Annotated in this window: 12 protein-coding genes; 5 read left to right on the top strand and 7 right to left on the bottom strand. The window is 71.9% G+C overall.

Translation table 11 applies throughout. The annotated features are described in order from the left end of the window. The first annotated feature begins 2 nt into the window (after positions 1–2). On the top strand, positions 3–1190 hold the full coding sequence (locus tag ACIQZN_RS14675; protein ID WP_403992547.1) for a VWA-like domain-containing protein: 1188 nt from the start codon (positions 3–5) through the stop codon (positions 1188–1190). On the opposite strand, the gene ACIQZN_RS14670 is transcribed toward ACIQZN_RS14675, so the two are convergent. Further along, the gene (locus ACIQZN_RS14670; RefSeq protein ID WP_403992544.1) at positions 1187–2182 is read right to left on the bottom strand and encodes a fibronectin type III domain-containing protein; all 996 of its coding nucleotides are present in this window, start codon (positions 2180–2182) and stop codon (positions 1187–1189) included. The genes ACIQZN_RS14675 and ACIQZN_RS14670 overlap by 4 nt on opposite strands. A 144-nt stretch (positions 2183–2326) precedes the next feature. On the opposite strand from ACIQZN_RS14670, the gene ACIQZN_RS14665 reads away from it, so the two are divergent. Both ACIQZN_RS14665 and ACIQZN_RS14660 read left to right on the top strand, forming a co-directional pair. Continuing rightward, positions 2327–3388: an amidohydrolase family protein gene (locus ACIQZN_RS14665; RefSeq protein WP_403992541.1), complete on the top strand. Its 1062-nt coding sequence runs from the start codon at positions 2327–2329 to the stop codon at positions 3386–3388. 37 nt (positions 3389–3425) lie between these two features. Next, positions 3426–4007, top strand: a complete 582-nt coding sequence (locus ACIQZN_RS14660) for a TIGR03086 family metal-binding protein (RefSeq protein WP_403992538.1) — start codon at positions 3426–3428, stop codon at positions 4005–4007. A 107-nt stretch (positions 4008–4114) separates the two neighbouring features. On the opposite strand, the gene ACIQZN_RS14655 is transcribed toward ACIQZN_RS14660, so the two are convergent. After that, positions 4115–4798 carry an alpha/beta fold hydrolase gene (locus ACIQZN_RS14655; protein WP_403992535.1) on the bottom strand — a complete coding sequence of 228 codons (684 nt, stop codon included), beginning with the start codon at positions 4796–4798 and terminating at the stop codon, positions 4115–4117. A gap of 60 nt (positions 4799–4858) precedes the next feature. Here ACIQZN_RS14655 and ACIQZN_RS14650 point away from each other — a divergent pair, with 60 nt between their 5' ends. Next, a complete protein-coding gene (locus ACIQZN_RS14650) occupies positions 4859–5737 on the top strand; it encodes a chitosanase (RefSeq protein WP_403992532.1) in 879 nt (292 codons plus the stop codon). A gap of 302 nt (positions 5738–6039) precedes the next feature. Here the strand turns inward: ACIQZN_RS14650 and ACIQZN_RS14645 are convergent, their stop codons facing one another. Beyond that, entirely contained in the window at positions 6040–6858 is an 819-nt protein-coding gene (locus ACIQZN_RS14645; protein ID WP_403992529.1) for a DUF11 domain-containing protein, read from the bottom strand. 533 nt (positions 6859–7391) lie between these two features. Continuing rightward, the gene (locus tag ACIQZN_RS14640; RefSeq protein WP_403992526.1) at positions 7392–8960 is read right to left on the bottom strand and encodes an AMP-binding protein; all 1569 of its coding nucleotides are present in this window, start codon (positions 8958–8960) and stop codon (positions 7392–7394) included. Positions 8961–9292: 332 nt separating this feature from the next. Here ACIQZN_RS14640 and ACIQZN_RS14635 point away from each other — a divergent pair, with 332 nt between their 5' ends. Next, positions 9293–10162, top strand: coding sequence for a chitosanase (locus tag ACIQZN_RS14635; protein WP_403992523.1), 870 nt, complete (start codon positions 9293–9295; stop codon positions 10160–10162). A 67-nt stretch (positions 10163–10229) separates the two neighbouring features. Here the strand turns inward: ACIQZN_RS14635 and ACIQZN_RS14630 are convergent, their stop codons facing one another. From ACIQZN_RS14630 to ACIQZN_RS14620, 3 genes are all read right to left on the bottom strand, one after another. After that, positions 10230–11681, bottom strand: a complete 1452-nt coding sequence (locus ACIQZN_RS14630) for a nucleobase:cation symporter-2 family protein (RefSeq protein WP_403992521.1) — start codon at positions 11679–11681, stop codon at positions 10230–10232. A 272-nt stretch (positions 11682–11953) separates the two neighbouring features. Further along, a complete protein-coding gene (locus ACIQZN_RS14625) occupies positions 11954–13351 on the bottom strand; it encodes an 8-oxoguanine deaminase (RefSeq protein WP_073861498.1) in 1398 nt (465 codons plus the stop codon). A 42-nt stretch (positions 13352–13393) separates the two neighbouring features. Then, positions 13394–14791 (bottom strand): nucleobase:cation symporter-2 family protein, encoded by a 1398-nt coding sequence (locus ACIQZN_RS14620; RefSeq protein ID WP_403992518.1) that lies wholly within the window; start codon positions 14789–14791, stop codon positions 13394–13396. Between the last annotated feature and the right edge of the window lie 12 nt (positions 14792–14803).

The following is a 14803-nucleotide window of genomic DNA, read 5'->3' as shown; positions in this document are numbered from 1 at the left end:
CCGTGTCCGTACCCGCGCGGCTCCCGCTGGACCACACCAAGCTGCTGGCGGCGCGTTACCGGGCGGCGAGCGAACGGCCCTATCTCGCCACGGCGTTGTACGCGCTGTCGGTGGTGGCGAGCGACCGGGTGCCGACCATGGGCGTGGACCGGCACTGGCGCTGCTATGTGTCGCCCGCCTTCGTGGAGCGGACGCCGGTCGCCGAGCTGGCCGGGGTGTGGGTGCACGAGGTCGCGCATCTGCTGCGCGACCACCACGGCCGGGCCGCCCGGCTCCCGGCGGCCGACCAGCGCGACGCGCACCGGGTCAACGTCGCCCAGGACTGCGAGATCAACGACGACCTGATCAGCGACGGGCTGCGGCTGCCGGAGGGGCGGATGGAGCCGGGGCTCTTCGGGCTGCCGTCCGGTCAGCTCTTCGAGACGTACCTCCCCGCACTGCCGCCCGGTCCGCCGCCGCACACCTGCGGTTCGGGCGCGCACGGCCGCCCCGAGCCGTGGGAGCTGCCCGGTTCCGAGGGGCCGTCCCCGCTGGGCGCGACGGAGGCGGAGGCGCTGCGGAGGCGTACGGCCGAGTCGATGCGCGCCCATCAGCGCACCCGGGGCAGCCTTCCGGCGGGCTGGCGGCGGTGGGCCGAGGAGGTCCTGGAGCCGACGGTGGACTGGCGGCAGGCGCTGGCCGGTGCGGTGCGGGAGGCGGCGGCCTGGGCCTCCGGGGCGGTGGACTACACCTACCGCCGCCCGTCCCGGCGCGGCGCGGCCCTGCGCGGCGTCGTCCTGCCGACGCTGCGCCGCCCGCTGCCCCGGGTGGCCGTCGTGGTCGACACCTCGGGCTCGATGGGCGACGACGAACTGGCGGCCGCGCTGGGCGAGGTCACCGGGGTGCTGCGGGAGGTGGGCATCCGGGGCAACCGGGTCTCCGTGCTGGCCTGCGACGCCGATGTGCACGCCGTGTCCCGGGTGACCTCCGCCGACCAGGTCGCGCTGGGCGGGGGCGGCGGCACCGACATGCGGGTGGGCATCGCCCGGGCGCTGGCCGCCCCGGAGCGCCCTGGCATCGTGGTGGTCCTCACCGACGGGTACACCCCGTGGCCCGACGAGTCGCCCTCGTGCCGACTCGTCGCCGCGCTCATCGGGACGGACGCGCCTCAGCCGCCGTCGTGGATCGAGACGGTCCGGGTCCCGGCCTAGTCGCCGAGCACCACCGTGCGGGCGGCCGAGAAGTCGCCCCACTTGCCGTCCGGGAGCTTGGCGCGGAGCTTGATCGAGTAGCGGGTGCCACGGGGGTCGTTGACGGTGAGCTCGTAGTGCGCCCGTCCTGCGGGCGGCTCGCCTCCCCAGACGATCGTGGTGGTCAGCCTGCCGTTCATGTAGAGCTGGTACGCGGGGATCTTGCCGCCCGTCCCGGGCTGCTTCCAGTCCAGCTCGACGATGTGCTCCTTGCCCTCGGCCCGGTTGGTGATCCGCAGGTCCGTCGGGGCGGTGGAGGCGGGCGCGCCGGGGGCCGAGGCGGTGGTGAGGTCGAGGCTCGCGCTGTCCGGCGACGAGGTGTCGGCCGCGTCCCGGGCCCGTACGGTGAACGTGTAGATGGTGCCGGGGCGCAGTCCGGTGAGCCGCGCGGTGGTCTGCGTACCGGGCACGCTGTGGATGCGGGAGCCCTCCTGGTAGATGTCGTACGCGGTGACGCCGACGTCGTCCGTGGAGCCGCCCCAGGACAGGGTGGCGGCGCGGCTGCCGTCCGCCTTGCCGCGCAGTTTCACCGGCCGGGTGGGGGCCTCGTGGTCGGCGGGGGTCGGGGCAGGGGTGGTGACGGACGCGGCGGCGCTCGGCGCGGAGAGGTTCCCGGCCGCGTCGCGGGCCCGGACGGTGAAGGTGTAGGCGGTGGAGGCGGTGAGCCCGTCGATGTCGATCATCACCCGGCTCGCGGAGACCGACTTGACCTTCTTGCCCTGGCGGTAGACGTCGTAGCCGGTGACGGCGGTGTCGTCGGTGGCGGCCTTCCACATGACGTGCGCGGAGGTGGCGCTGCTCGCCTGCGCGGTCACCCCGCGCGGTGCGGTCGGCTCGCTGGTGTCCGCGTGGGCCTCGGAGCCACAGGCGGTCGTGAGTGTGGCGAGGAGCAGGGCGGCGGAGCAGGCCAACGCGGCATGCGTGTGGGGGGATCGCACGGTCGTGCCTTCCATCCGGGAGCAATGGTCCAGACCTGTATCGCATGGGCCGGGGGTCGCAGACAAGAGGGTCGACGGGACGACGGAGCGGAACCTTCCGCAATGTGCCGGTGTGCCCCCGCTCCTTTGCGTGCGGAGCGCCTGACGTACCGTCTGCGGATGCTGTGCGTACGAGGTGTGGTGCTGCCGGTGCGCGAGGAGCGGGCGTTCTGGATCGAGGGCGAGGTGCTGCGCGAGGGCGCCCCGCCGGGCGGGTTCGCGGGGCGGCACGCCGAGACCGCGGTGGACGGCGGCTGGCTGCTGCCTGGGCTCGTCGACGTACACACGCATCCCGGAGCCACCGACACCAGCGAGCCGTTCGACGAGGAGCTGCTGCGCGAACAGCTGCGCGCGCACCGGGACGCCGGGGTCCTCGCCGTCCGCACCCCGGGCACGGCCGCGCGGATGCCGGCCTGGGTGGACGCGGACCGGGAGCTGCCCCGGGTCACATCGGCGGGCCGCTGGCTGGCCACACCCGGCAGGTTCTTCCCCGGCTTCGGCCGGGACGTGACCGAGGCGGAGCTCGTCCGGGCCGCCGTGGAGGAGTCGGCGGCCTCCTCCGGCTGGTGCAAGGTCGTCGGGGACTGGCGGATGGACGAGCCCCCGGTGCCGCTCGCACTGCTCACCGAGGTGGTGACCGCCGTGCACGCGGCGGGCGGCAAGGTGGCGGTGCACTGCCAGACCGCCGAGGGCACCCGCAACGCGGTCCTCGCAGGGGCGGACAGCCTGGAGCACGGCATGCATCTGGATCCCGGGCTGCTGGACCGGATGGCGGCTCAGGGCACGGCGTTCGTGCCGACGCTGGCGGCGTTCGGCAAGGGTGTGGACGCGATGCGGGCGCGGGAGCCGAGTGTGCGCCGCGATCTGTGGCTGGCCGGCTGGGACACCATGTTCGGCAACGTCCGGGCCGCCCACGAGGCGGGCGTCACGGTGCTGGCCGGCACCGATTCGTTCCCCTGCGGGACCGTCGCGAGCGAGGCGTCCTGGCTGCTCCGGGCCGGGCTGCCGGCCGATGCGGCGCTCGGCGCGGCGTCCTGGACGGCGCGGTCCTGGCTCGGCCTGCCGGGCCTGGTGGACGGGGCGCCGGCCGACCTGGTCGCGTACGACACCGACCCGACCGCCGATCCGGCGGTGCTCGACCACCCCAGCCGGATCGTTCTGCGGGGACACGTGGTGCGCTGAGCGATGAGTTGGGGGCGGTCGGGCAGTCTGCACCGGTATGGACACACGACCGCTCGACCTGGAACCGGCCGCGCGCCGGATCACCGCGCAGCTCGACGCCGTGGACGACGGCGCGCTGGGGGCCGTGACACCGTGCCCCGGCGTGACCGTGGGCGCCCTGCTCGCCCATATCGAGGGCCTGGCCGTCGCCTTCCGCGACGCCGCCCGCAAGGAGCCGGGACCGGCCACGGACTCGGCGCCCTCCGTGGAGTCCGGCGTCCTCGAATCCGGCTGGCGGACCACGCTGCCCGCCGCGCTCGACGGGATGGTGGCCGCCTGGCGCTCCCCCGACGCCTGGGAGGGCGTGACCAGGGCGGGCGGCGTGGACCTGCCCGGCCGGGTCGCGGGGATGGTCGCGCTCAACGAGCTGGTCCTGCACGGCTGGGACCTCGCGAAGGCGACCGGGCAGCCCTTCGACGCCGAGGAGGCCCACCTGCGCAGCACGCTCGCGCTGCTGGCGGACCAGGGCGACGACCCCGCCCCCTTCGGGCCGCCGGTGCCGGTCGCCGATGACGCGCCACTGCTGGACCGGGCGGTGGCTCGGGGCGGCCGGCGGCCGGACTGGCGGCCGGGAGACTGAAGAGGTGCGGGGCCAGGGCGTACGCGCCGCGCTGAAGGGCGCAAGAGCGAGCCCACGGCGCACACGCCGGAGCGCGCGCCCCGAAGCGCGCCGACCCGCCCGGCCCCTCAGCTCGTGAAGAACTCCGTGATCCGCTGAGCCGTCTGCTCCGGATCGGCCTCGTGCGGGCGGTGACCGCCGCCCATCGTGACCAGGTGGCAGTCCGGGATCATCGACGCCATGTCCTGGAGCCGCCCCTGCGGCATGGTGCTCGCCGGTCCGCCCGCCAGCATCAGCGTCGGCGCGACGATCTCCTCCAGGCCCCGCGCCCATGCCGGATCGGGGTCGGCCAGCTCGCCGTTCACCGCCGCGAGCACCGCCTCGTCGTAATCGGCGGGCCCGTCCGGCTCGATCGCCGGGCCCGCCGCTCCGGGGAACGGCGGCGGGGTCTCCACCAGCACCAGCCGCTCCACCCGGTCCGGGTGCTCCTGCGCGAGGAGGTGGGCGACGACCCCGCCCATGCCGTGGCCGACCACGCCCGCCCGGTCCAGCTCGCACTCGTCGAGGAACCCGAGCACGTCGTCGCGCATCAGCTCCAGGTCGTACTCGTCGGGCCAGTCGCTCTCCCCGTGGCCGCGCAGGTCGATTCCGTACACCCGCCATTCCCGCCCCAGCAGGCTCCCGGCCGCTTCCCAGCTCGCCGCGCTCGCGCCGAGATCGTGCAGCAGTACGACGGGCGACCCGAACGGGTCCCCCCAGGTCCGGTACGCCAGCCGCACGTCGCCGACATCCACCACAGACTGATCATCCATGCCCCCGACGCTACCGCCGAATGCGCCGGGATCACGCCGCCGGCCTGGCAGGCTGGACCGGTGAAGCTCACCCCGCGCGCCCTGGTCACCCCCTTCGCCGCGCTCCTGATGACCGCCACCACGCTCACCGGCTGCGCCCAGGCCGGGGGTTCCTCCGGCAAGGGCGCGGCGGACGGGCTGGCCGCCCCGGCGAAGAAGGACATCGCCATGCGGCTCGTCTCCAGCGCGGAGAACTCCACGCTGGACTGGCAGGCGCAGTACACGTACATCGAGGACATCGGGGACGGCCGCGGCTACACGGGCGGCATCATCGGCTTCTGCTCCGGCACCGGCGACATGCTCCGGGTCGTGGAGCGCTACGCGAGGTCCCGGCCGGGCAACGCGCTGGAACGGTTCCTGCCGGCGCTGCGGAAGGTGAAGGGCAGCGACGCGCACACGGGGCTCGGCTCCCCGTTCACCCGGGCCTGGGCGGAGGCGGCGGGTGACGCGAGGTTCCGGGAGGCGCAGGACGCCGAGCGGGACGCCTCGTACTTCGATCCGGCGGTGCGCCGGGCGAAGCAGGACGGGCTGGGCACGCTGGGCCAGTTCGTCTACTACGACGCGTATGTGATGCACGGGGAGGCCGACGCGGACGGCACCACCGGCTTCCGTACGATCCGGAGCCAGGCGCTCGACGCGGCCAGGTCCCCCGCGGACGGGGGCGACGAGACCGCGTATCTCGACGCCTTCCTCGACGCCCGCGTCGACGCGATCCGCGAGGAGCCCTCGCACAGCGACACCAGCAGGGTCGAGACCGCGCAACGGGTGTTCCTGGACGAGGGCAATCTGGACCTGGACCCGCCGCTGGCCTGGAAGGTGTACGGCGACAGTTACGAGATCACGCCAGGGCTGTCCGACGATTCCCGTCATCGCCCGAAGGTCGGCAGAACGTCGCGCTGACGCCCCGGGTACGGCGCAGGTCCGCGGCCACGGTCTGCTCGGCGAGCCGGACGTGGACTTTGCCGTCACCACAGCGACGGTCCGCCCGGTTGCCCCGCATCTCGTACGCACGCGCCCGCTGATCCAGCTCATACGGTCGCGACGGTCGGTCCGGGTGTGGCAGGTTCGGGACCTCATCCGGTGTGCGGGAGCCGACCGATTCGAGCGGCCGGCTCCCGCGGCGGGGCCTCAGCTACCGGGTCTCCGCATCACGGAGTTGGCCTTGGGTTCCGTTGACCAGCCGGATGGGGGAGTCGGCTGGTTCAGCAGGCGATGAGGACACTGGTCAGTGCGCTGCAGTGAGCTGTGGCGGAGTCGTTGGTGCTGATCGTGTCGGCGGGGCTGCTCGTGGTGCGGGTCGCAGTCGCGGGAAGGTCGCCGAGCGAGACCAGGTTGAGGCCGGCGGTGAAGGTGCGCGTGGCGGTGGCGCCGTTCGCGAGACCGCTGACGGTGCAGGTGACCGTCTTGGTCGGGCTGCTGTAGGAGCATCCCGTGGGGAGGCCGGTGACGTTGCTGGTCTGCGAGGGCAGGGTGGTGGTGACGGTGCCCTCGGCCAGGCCGGAGGGACCGTTGTTGGTGACGGTCTGGGTGTAGACGATCGCGCTGGAGAGCAGCGGTGCGGGGGTGGCCGTCAGTGCGACCGCGAGGTCCGCTTGGTCGTCACCGACGGTGTGGGTGGCCGATCCCCATGGTGTGGCTCCGGTGCCGGTGGCGGGGCTGACGCTGTAGCTCCCTTCAGGAAGGCCGGGCAGGTAGACGGTGACCGTGGTGTCCGTGATGCTGAGTTCGTATCGCAGGGTGACCGAGGTGGGGCCGACGATGGAGACCTGGCTCACCCGGCCGCAGTTGGCCTCATCGGTGAAGCCATGGCCCGTGATGACCATGTTCACCTCCTGGTTGACCCTGGCACGGTTCGGGGTGATCGAGGTGACGTCACAGGCGGCGGCCGCCGAGGCCGGTGCGGACAGCGGCACGATCCACGTCAGGGCCAGCGCGAAGGCGCCGCCCAGGGTGGCGAGACGACCGCGAGAGAAACGCCGCCGGGCGGGAGCACCGTGGTGTGTGGCCTTTGAGAACAGCATGGAGCATCTCCTTCTCGTACGAGGTGCGATCGCCGCCCGGAAGTCCCGCCGGGCCGACCGGCCGGACTTGTCCGGCCGGTCGGCGAGGGCAACGGCTTATCACCGCGGAGGACGGCACCTGGCGGTGACGGGCATCGGGCGCCCACCTGTACGTGCGGGTTGCGCACGGCAGGTGAGGCATGTCGCTGCTGGTGCCGGCGGTCAGCACTGTGCTCCAGCGGTGAACCCGGCCGAGTACCGATGCGGCCTGTGGCAGTCCGGCACCAGCCGTCGGCGGAGGAACGCCCGGCCCTCTCCAATCCCGTCCCCCTCCAGTGGATTTCATGGTCATTCCGAGAGCGATCTACCCCACACGCACGAATCTCACCGTCAGTATCTAGCCAACGTTCCCCTGTGCTGACTCGCTTCAGTTCGCCCAATCGCCGGCCGCCTGTCCGGAGCAGTGCGCAGGTGCGGGCGGGCGCGTCAGTCGTCGAGCCGCACGGTCCGGGGCATGGGAAGCACTGGCGGGGCAGCGTGGTGTCCGCGAGGGGTCATCCGCGTGAGGCCCTGTCCCTGGCCTGCTGACGCAGAAGCTTCTTGTCGGGCTTTCCCGCGTCCGTGAGGGGCAGGGTCTCAGCGAAGTGGATATGGTCGGGCTCATACAGGGCGCCGCGGCCTTCACGTACCCAGGCACGCAGGTCGTCCGCTGTCACCTCGGATTCAGGGGCGGTGACGGCGGTGCTGTGGATGTGCTCGAATCCGCCGTCACCCTTCACCCCGTAGACCGCGCTCTGCCGCACCGCAGGGTGGGTGTTGAGGAAGTCTTCGAGTTCGGTGGTGTACACGTGGCCGCCGACCACCGCGATCATGTCCTTGATCCGGTCCACGACGGTCAGGTAACCCTCGGCGTCGAGGCTGCCGAGGTCGCCAGTGTGCATCCACCCGTCGCGCATGACCTGGGCCGTGAGTTCGGGGTTCTTCCAGTAGCCCTCCATCATCTGGTCCGCACTGCGCACGCAGATCTCGCCCACCTCCCCCACCGGCAGGCGGGCCCCGGTCTCGTCGCGGATCTCCACCTCGACGCCGGGAACCAGCCGTCCCGCCGTGCGCAGCACCTCGGGGCGGTCTGGATCATGCTCGGCGGCCGGCAGCACACTCACGGCGCCGGCCTCGAACTGCCCGTACCCCTGCTGCAGGACTCGGCCGAATCGGCGTACCGCTTCGGCAATTCGGACCGGGGAGGAGGAGGTGCCGCCGTAGGTGATCTGACGGAGGCTGGAGGTGTCCGCGTGTGCGGCGTCGGGGTGATCGAGCACCTGGTAGAGCAGCGGTGGCAGCAGGTACATGTTCGTGATCCGCTCGCGGGCGATCGTGGCCAGGACGGCGGCTGGATCGAAGGTGTCATGCAGGACGACGGTGCCCCCGGCGGACAGCGTGCCATCCGCGATGAACCCCGCAGCGTGCGAGAGCGGCGTGCACACCAGATCCCTGCGACCTGTCCCGCCGAACAGCGCCCTGGTCCGCGCGATCCCCTCCTGCATCCTCCCGAAGGTGCTCCGTACGCCCTTGGGATGCCCGGTCGTTCCGCCCGAATGACGGATGAAGCACAGATCGTCGGGACGGGCCGCACTGGCAACCGGCGTGTCCGCCTCCTTCGCGGCGAGTGCCAGCAGATCCTCCCCCAGCCTCGCAGCCTCAGGCCCGGCACCGCTGCCGAGCAGCACCACGTGCCGCACGCGCGGGACACGAGGAAGCAAGTCCGCCGCGCGGGAGGCGAGACGGGGGTCGACGACGAGGGCGTACGTCTCCATATCGGCCATCATCAGCGCCTGCACATCCACCGCCAGCCGGTTGTACAGGTGGTTGAAGTGCGCGCCCAGCAGATTGACCGCGTACCGCACCGCGACCGTCTCCGGCAGGTTTCCACACAGCAGCGTGACCGTCTTGCCCGGACCGACTCCACGTTTGTGCAGGACTCGCGCCGTCCGGTACACCAGCGAGCGGAACTCCTGCGCGCTCAGACGGCGTTCACCGCACACCAGCACCGGGCTCCCCGGGCCGTCGTTCAGGCCACCGAGGATGATCTCGACGTAGTTGCGAAATGCGGGCAGCGCAGACAAGACAAGTACCCCTTCCGATGAACGGGACCCAGGGTCCGGCCCGCAGGCAATGCCGGTTCGCCCTGGGCGGCGTTCTTGCCATGATCACCCAAAGGCCGGCTGCGCACCCCTTCCTTCTCCTGATTCCCGGGCGGGCTTTCCCGTGGAACACGCACTACCGGGTTGGAGAAGTCCTGTTGATGCGGCGAGGGTGACGGTCCGGGTTCGCGATTCGTGGAGGATCCGTGAAACGAACGTTGCGCAGACCCTCGAAGGGTGTACGCCCACCGTTCGACCCTGATAGGAAAGCTTCCTAACAGAACAGCGGAACGACGAACTCCTTTGGAGGACAGGTGTACGCTCCCCACAAGCGCGCCGCACGTCGCACCACCCGATCCGTGCGCCTCGCACTCGTCGCGCTCGGACTGACCCTCACGGCGGTACCCGCCACCGCCTTCGCCGGCACCACCCCCGTCCCCACGGCGGCGGCTCACCAGCAGCAGGAGGCGGCCTTGGCCGGTCTCGACGATCCGGCGAAGAAGGACATCGCCATGCAGCTGGTCTCCAGCGCGGAGAACTCCACGCTGGACTGGAAGGCGCAGTACGGCTACATCGAGGACATCGGCGACGGCCGCGGCTACACCGCGGGCATCATCGGCTTCTGCTCCGGTACCGGCGACATGCTCGACCTGGTCGAGCTGTACACGCAGCGCAAGCCGGACAACGTACTGGCCGGGTATCTGCCGGCCCTGCGCGAGGTGGACGGCAGCGACTCGCACGACGGTCTGGACCCGGGCTTCCAGGACGCCTGGGAGACGGCTGCCCAGGATCCGGACTTCCAGCAGGCGCAGAACGACGAGCGCGACCGCGTGTACTTCGACCCGGCGGTCGGCCGGGCCAAGAGCGACGGCCTGGGCACGCTCGGCCAGTTCGCCTACTACGACGCCATCGTGATGCACGGCGACGGCGGCGACAGCACGAGCTTCGGGTCCATCCGGCAGCGGGCCCTGGCACAGGCGAAGCCGCCGGCCCAGGGCGGTGACGAGGTGGCCTACCTCGACGCCTTCCTGGACGCGCGGGTCTGGGCCATGGAGCAGGAAGAGGCCCACTCGGACACCAGCCGGGTGGACACCGCCCAGCGGGTCTTCCTGCGGAACGGCAATCTGGACCTGGACCCGCCGCTCGACTGGAAGGTGTACGGGGACAGCTTCCACATCGACTGAGCACCGGCAGAACCACTCGTGGCGCGTACGGCCAACCCCGTACGCGCCACGCTGTGCTGACTGTACGTCAGTGAGCGGCGACCTCCATCGCCTTGACCGGGTCGTGGCCGCCGGGCGCGGTGCCCGCCTCGTCCGTGTCGGCTTTGCGGCCGAGATGGTTGAAGGCCAGGTTGAGGACGATCGCCACCACGCAGCCCGTCGAGATCCCGGAGTCGAGGACGACCAGGAGGTCCTTCGGGAAGGCGTGGTAGAAGTCCGGCGCCGCGATCGGTATCAGCCCGACCCCGACGGCCGCCGCGACGATCAGCGCGTTCTCGCCCTTCTCCAGCGCGGCGCCGGCCAGGGTCTGGATGCCGCTGGCCGCGACCGAGCCGAACAGGACGATCCCCGCGCCGCCGAGCACCGGCAGCGGCACCAGCGCGATGACGGACGCGGCCACCGGGACCAGACCGAGCAGGATCAGGATGCCGCCGCCGGTCGCGACCACGAAGCGGCTGCGCACCTTGGTCATCGCGACCAGGCCGATGTTCTGGGCGAAGGCGCTGCACATGAAGCCGTTGAACAGCGGGCTGATGGCACTGCCCAGGGTGTCGGCGCGCAGCCCGCCCTCGATGGTCCGTTCGTCGGCGGGGCGGTCCACGATCTTGCCGAGGGCCAGCATGTCCGCCGTGGACTCGGTCATACAGACCAGCATCACGATGCTCATCGAGACGATCGCGGCGATCTCGAACTGCGGGGCCCCGAAGTGGAACGGGGTGGGGAAGCCGATCGCGTCGGCGTCCTTGATGGCGCCGAAGTCGGTGATGCCGACGGGGATCGCGATGAGCGTGCCGATGATCAGGCCGAGCAGGATGGCGATCTGCTGGAGGAAGCCGCGCAGCAGTTTGCGCAGGGCCAGCACGATGACGAGCGTGACCGCCGCCATGGTGATGTTGGTGGTGGAGCCGTAGTCGTGGGCGGTCGCGTTGCCGCCCTGGGACCAGTTGAAGGCGACCGGGAGCAGCGAGACACCGATGAGGGTGATGACCGTGCCGGTGACCACGGGCGGGAAGAAGCGGACCAGTTTGCAGAAGTAGGGCGCGAGGACGAAGCCGAGGAGGCTCGCCACGATGATCGCGCCGAAGATGACGGCGATCCCGTCGTGCCCCCGGTCCTTGCCGATCGCCACCATCGGGGTCACCCCGGCGAACGAGACGCCGTTGACGAACGGCAGCCGGGCGCCTATGCGCCAGAAGCCGAGCGTCTGGAGCAGGGTGGCTATGCCCGCGGTGAACAGGCTCGCCCCCATCAGGAACGCGGTCTCCTTGGGGCTGAGGCCCACGGCGGGTCCCACGATCATGGGCGGGGCCACCACGCCCGCGTACATCGCGGCCACGTGCTGGAGTCCGCTGGTGAACATCTTCAGTGGGGGGAGTGTCTCGTCGACCGGATGCTTCCGGTCGGGCGGGGCCGTCTCCGGCGCACCGTCGTTGTGGGGGGTCGCACTTGCGTCGTCGCGAAACCTGGGCGTAGCTGCCACGGCGGTTCCTCCGGTCGGTTACACGTCGGCGGTGACGTGGGGTTCAGGGAGGTGGTGCCGGGGCCGGTCCGCCGGACCGGGCCCCGTTGCTGCGGTGGTGCGGTGAGGCAGGTCGAACGGCTGGTGCGGGCAGCCGGGATCGCCGGTGCGGGAGGCGCGTGCGCGTGGGCGGCGCGCCTCCCGCACCGGTTGCCGCGGACCCCGCTCGGGTCCGCGGCGGCCTGGACGAGGGCCGTCCCCCTCGTCCGGCCGTTTCGGGGCCGCCGGGCCCGTCAGGCTCCGGCGGCGATCTGGGCGAGGCGGCGGGCCTCGTCGCGGGTGGCGCGGGCGATGGCCTCCTCGTCCGCGGTGACCAGGCGGCCGGACTCCACGACCGGCTTGCCGTCGACCAGCGACAGGGTGACCGGGGCGGCGGCGCCGAAGACGAGCGCGGTGACCGGGTCGGCGATGGAGGCGTGGGCGAGGGTGTCCAGCTTCCAGAGGACCAGGTCGGCCAGCTTGCCGGCCTCCAGCGAGCCGGTCTGCGCGGCGCGGCCGAGGACCTGGGCGCCGCCGTAGGTGCCGAGGCGCAGCGCCTGACGGGCGTTCAGGGCGCGTTCGCGGTGCGGGCCGAGGCGGTTGATGAGGAGGGCGTTACGCAGTTCGGTGTGGAGCTCGCCGGACTCGTTGGACGCGGTCCCGTCGACGCCGAGGCCGACCGGGACGCCTGCGGCGAGCATGTCCGGGACGCGGGCGATGCCTGCGGCGAGGCGGGCGTTGGAGGACGGGCAGTGGGCGACGCCGGTGCCGGTGCGGGCGAAGGCGGCGATGTCGGAGTCGTTCATGTGGACGCAGTGCGCCATCCACACGTCCTCGCCGAGCCAGCCGGTGGACTCGAAGTAGTCGGTGGGGCCCATGCCGAACAGCTCGTGGCAGAACTTCTCCTCCTCCACGGTCTCCGAGCCGTGGGTGTGCAGCCGCACACCCTTGCGCCGGGCCAGTTCGGCTCCCTGGCGCATGAGTTCGGTGGATACGGAGAACGGCGAGCAGGGGGCGACGGCGACCTGGGTCATCGCGTCGAAGGAGGCGTCGTGGTGGGCGTCGACGGTCGCCTCGGTGGCGGCGAGCGCGCCTTCCAGGGTCTCCACGGCGAAGTCCGGGGGCAGCCCGCCGTCCTTCTCGCTGCGGTCCATGGAGCCCCGGGCGAGGGTGAAGCGTACGCCCATGTCGCGGGCGGCCCCGATGATGGCGCCGGACAGGTCGCCGGATCCCTTCGGGAAGACGTAGTGGTGGTCCATCGCGGTGGTGACGCCGCCGAGCGCCATCATGGCGAGCGAGCCCTGCGCGGCGGCGCGGGCCATCGGCTCGTCGATGCGTGCCCACGTCGGGTACAGCGCCACCAGCCAGTTGAAGAGGTTGTGGTCCGTGGCGAGGCCCCGGGTGATCCACTGGTAGAAGTGGTGGTGCGTGTTGATCAGGCCGGGCGTTGCCAGGTGGCCGGTTCCGTCGATCCGGCGTACGACGTTCTCCAGGCCCTCGGGTGCCCGGCCGGCGCCGACGGACTCGATGCGGTTCCCGGCGACGACGACATAGCCCGAGGCGTACTCGGTGTCGGCGGCGTCGACGGTCGCGATCGAGCAGTTCTCGATGACGATGCGCTCCACCCGGTCGGGGGCTGCCGGTGCTGCCATGGTGCTTCCTTCTCTCATGCGGGATGTGGGCACGGCAGGACCCTAGGAGGATTTGAGTGCCACGGCGGTGCGGCCGTGGGTGCCGAGATGGTGGAAGAACAGGTTGAGCAGGACCGCGACGAGCGCTCCCGCACTGATTCCGGAGCCCAGGACGGTCTGGGCCCAGGACGGGAAGTCGGCGTAGAACCCGGGCGCGGCGAGCGGGACGATGCCCGCGCCGAGGGCCACGGCGACCAGGATGATGTTGGAGCTGTCGTCCAGGCCGGCTTCGGAGAGCGTACGGATGCCGCTGACCGCGATCGAGCCGAAGAGGACGATCCCGGCGCCGCCGAGCACGGGCATCGGGACGAGCGAGACGACCGCGCCGAGCACCGGGAAGAGCCCGAGGACCAGCAGGGCGGCCCCGGCCGCGGCGACGACGTAGCGGCTGCGGACCTTGGTGAGCGAGACGACGCCCACGTTCTGCGCGAAGGCGCTGGTGGGGAAGCCGCCGAAGACCGGGCCGATCAGGGTGGCGATGCCGTCGGTGCGCAGGCCCCGGGTGAGGGTGCGTCCGTCGGTGCGGCGGTCGCAGATCTCGCCGATGGCCAGCATCCCGGCGGACGATTCGGTCATCAGGACGAGCATCACGATGCACAGCGAGAGGATCGCGGCCGGCTGGAACTCCGGCGCGCCGAAGGCGAACGGGGTGGGCACGGCGGCGAGAGGGGCGTCGCGCAGCGCGGAGAAGTCGGCGAGCCCGAACGGGACGGCGGCCAGCGTGCCGATCAACAGCCCCATGAGCAGCGCGACTTGGCGCAGGAAGCCACGCCCGAAGCGCTGGATCAGCAGGATCACGACGAGGGTGAACGCGGCGAGCGCGAGGTACTTCATGTCCCCGAAGTCGGTGGCCGTCTTGTCGCCGCCCTGCGCCCAGGAGACCGGTACGGGCATCAGGGTGACCCCGATGAGGGTGATCACGACGCCGGTGACCAGGGGCGGGAAGAAGCGCAGGAGCCTGCCGAAGAACGGCCCGACTGCCAGGCAGAACACCCCGGCGACGAGCACCGCGCCGTAGATCGCGGGCAGTTGGTGCCCGGGCGCGCTGGTCTCGGCGATGGCGAGCATCGGGGCGATCCCGGCGGAGGAGGCGGCGTTGACGAACGGCAGCCGGTTGCCGGCGAGGCCGCCGATGCCGAGGGTCTGGAGCAGGGTGGCGCAGCCGGCGATGAGGAGGCTCGCCGCGATGAGCCGGGTCATGCCCGCCGCGTCGAGGCCGACGGCCTGACCGATGATCAGCGGAGGGGTGACGACGCCGGCGTACATGGCGGCGATGTGCTGGAGCGCGGCCGGCAGGAGCCGCGAGGGGCTGAGTTTCTCGTCCACCGGATGCACCGCACGCTCCGGCGGGGTGGAACAGGGGCCTTCTGCTTCCGCGGGCCCGGATGCTGGCTGTGCCATGAGGGTTCCCTC

The organism is Streptomyces sp. NPDC097595, assembly GCF_044761525.1.
GTDB lineage: Bacteria > Actinomycetota > Actinomycetes > Streptomycetales > Streptomycetaceae > Streptomyces > Streptomyces drozdowiczii_A.
Note: the sequence above shows the minus strand (reverse complement) of the source record. Positions and strands in the feature narration are given on the sequence as shown.

What these genes read in the sequence shown, in the direction of transcription:
- ACIQZN_RS14665 (WP_403992541.1), top strand. Translation starts at nt 2,327, where the DNA reads ATGCTGTGCGTACGAGGTGTGGTGCTGCCGGTGCGCGAGGAGCGGGCG.
- ACIQZN_RS14655 (WP_403992535.1), bottom strand. Translation starts at nt 4,798, where the DNA reads ATGGATGATCAGTCTGTGGTGGATGTCGGCGACGTGCGGCTGGCGTAC.
- ACIQZN_RS14670 (WP_403992544.1), bottom strand. Translation starts at nt 2,182, where the DNA reads ATGGAAGGCACGACCGTGCGATCCCCCCACACGCATGCCGCGTTGGCC.
- ACIQZN_RS14645 (WP_403992529.1), bottom strand. Translation starts at nt 6,858, where the DNA reads ATGCTGTTCTCAAAGGCCACACACCACGGTGCTCCCGCCCGGCGGCGT.
- ACIQZN_RS14620 (WP_403992518.1), bottom strand. Translation starts at nt 14,791, where the DNA reads ATGGCACAGCCAGCATCCGGGCCCGCGGAAGCAGAAGGCCCCTGTTCC.
- ACIQZN_RS14660 (WP_403992538.1), top strand. Translation starts at nt 3,426, where the DNA reads ATGGACACACGACCGCTCGACCTGGAACCGGCCGCGCGCCGGATCACC.
- ACIQZN_RS14625 (WP_073861498.1), bottom strand. Translation starts at nt 13,351, where the DNA reads ATGGCAGCACCGGCAGCCCCCGACCGGGTGGAGCGCATCGTCATCGAG.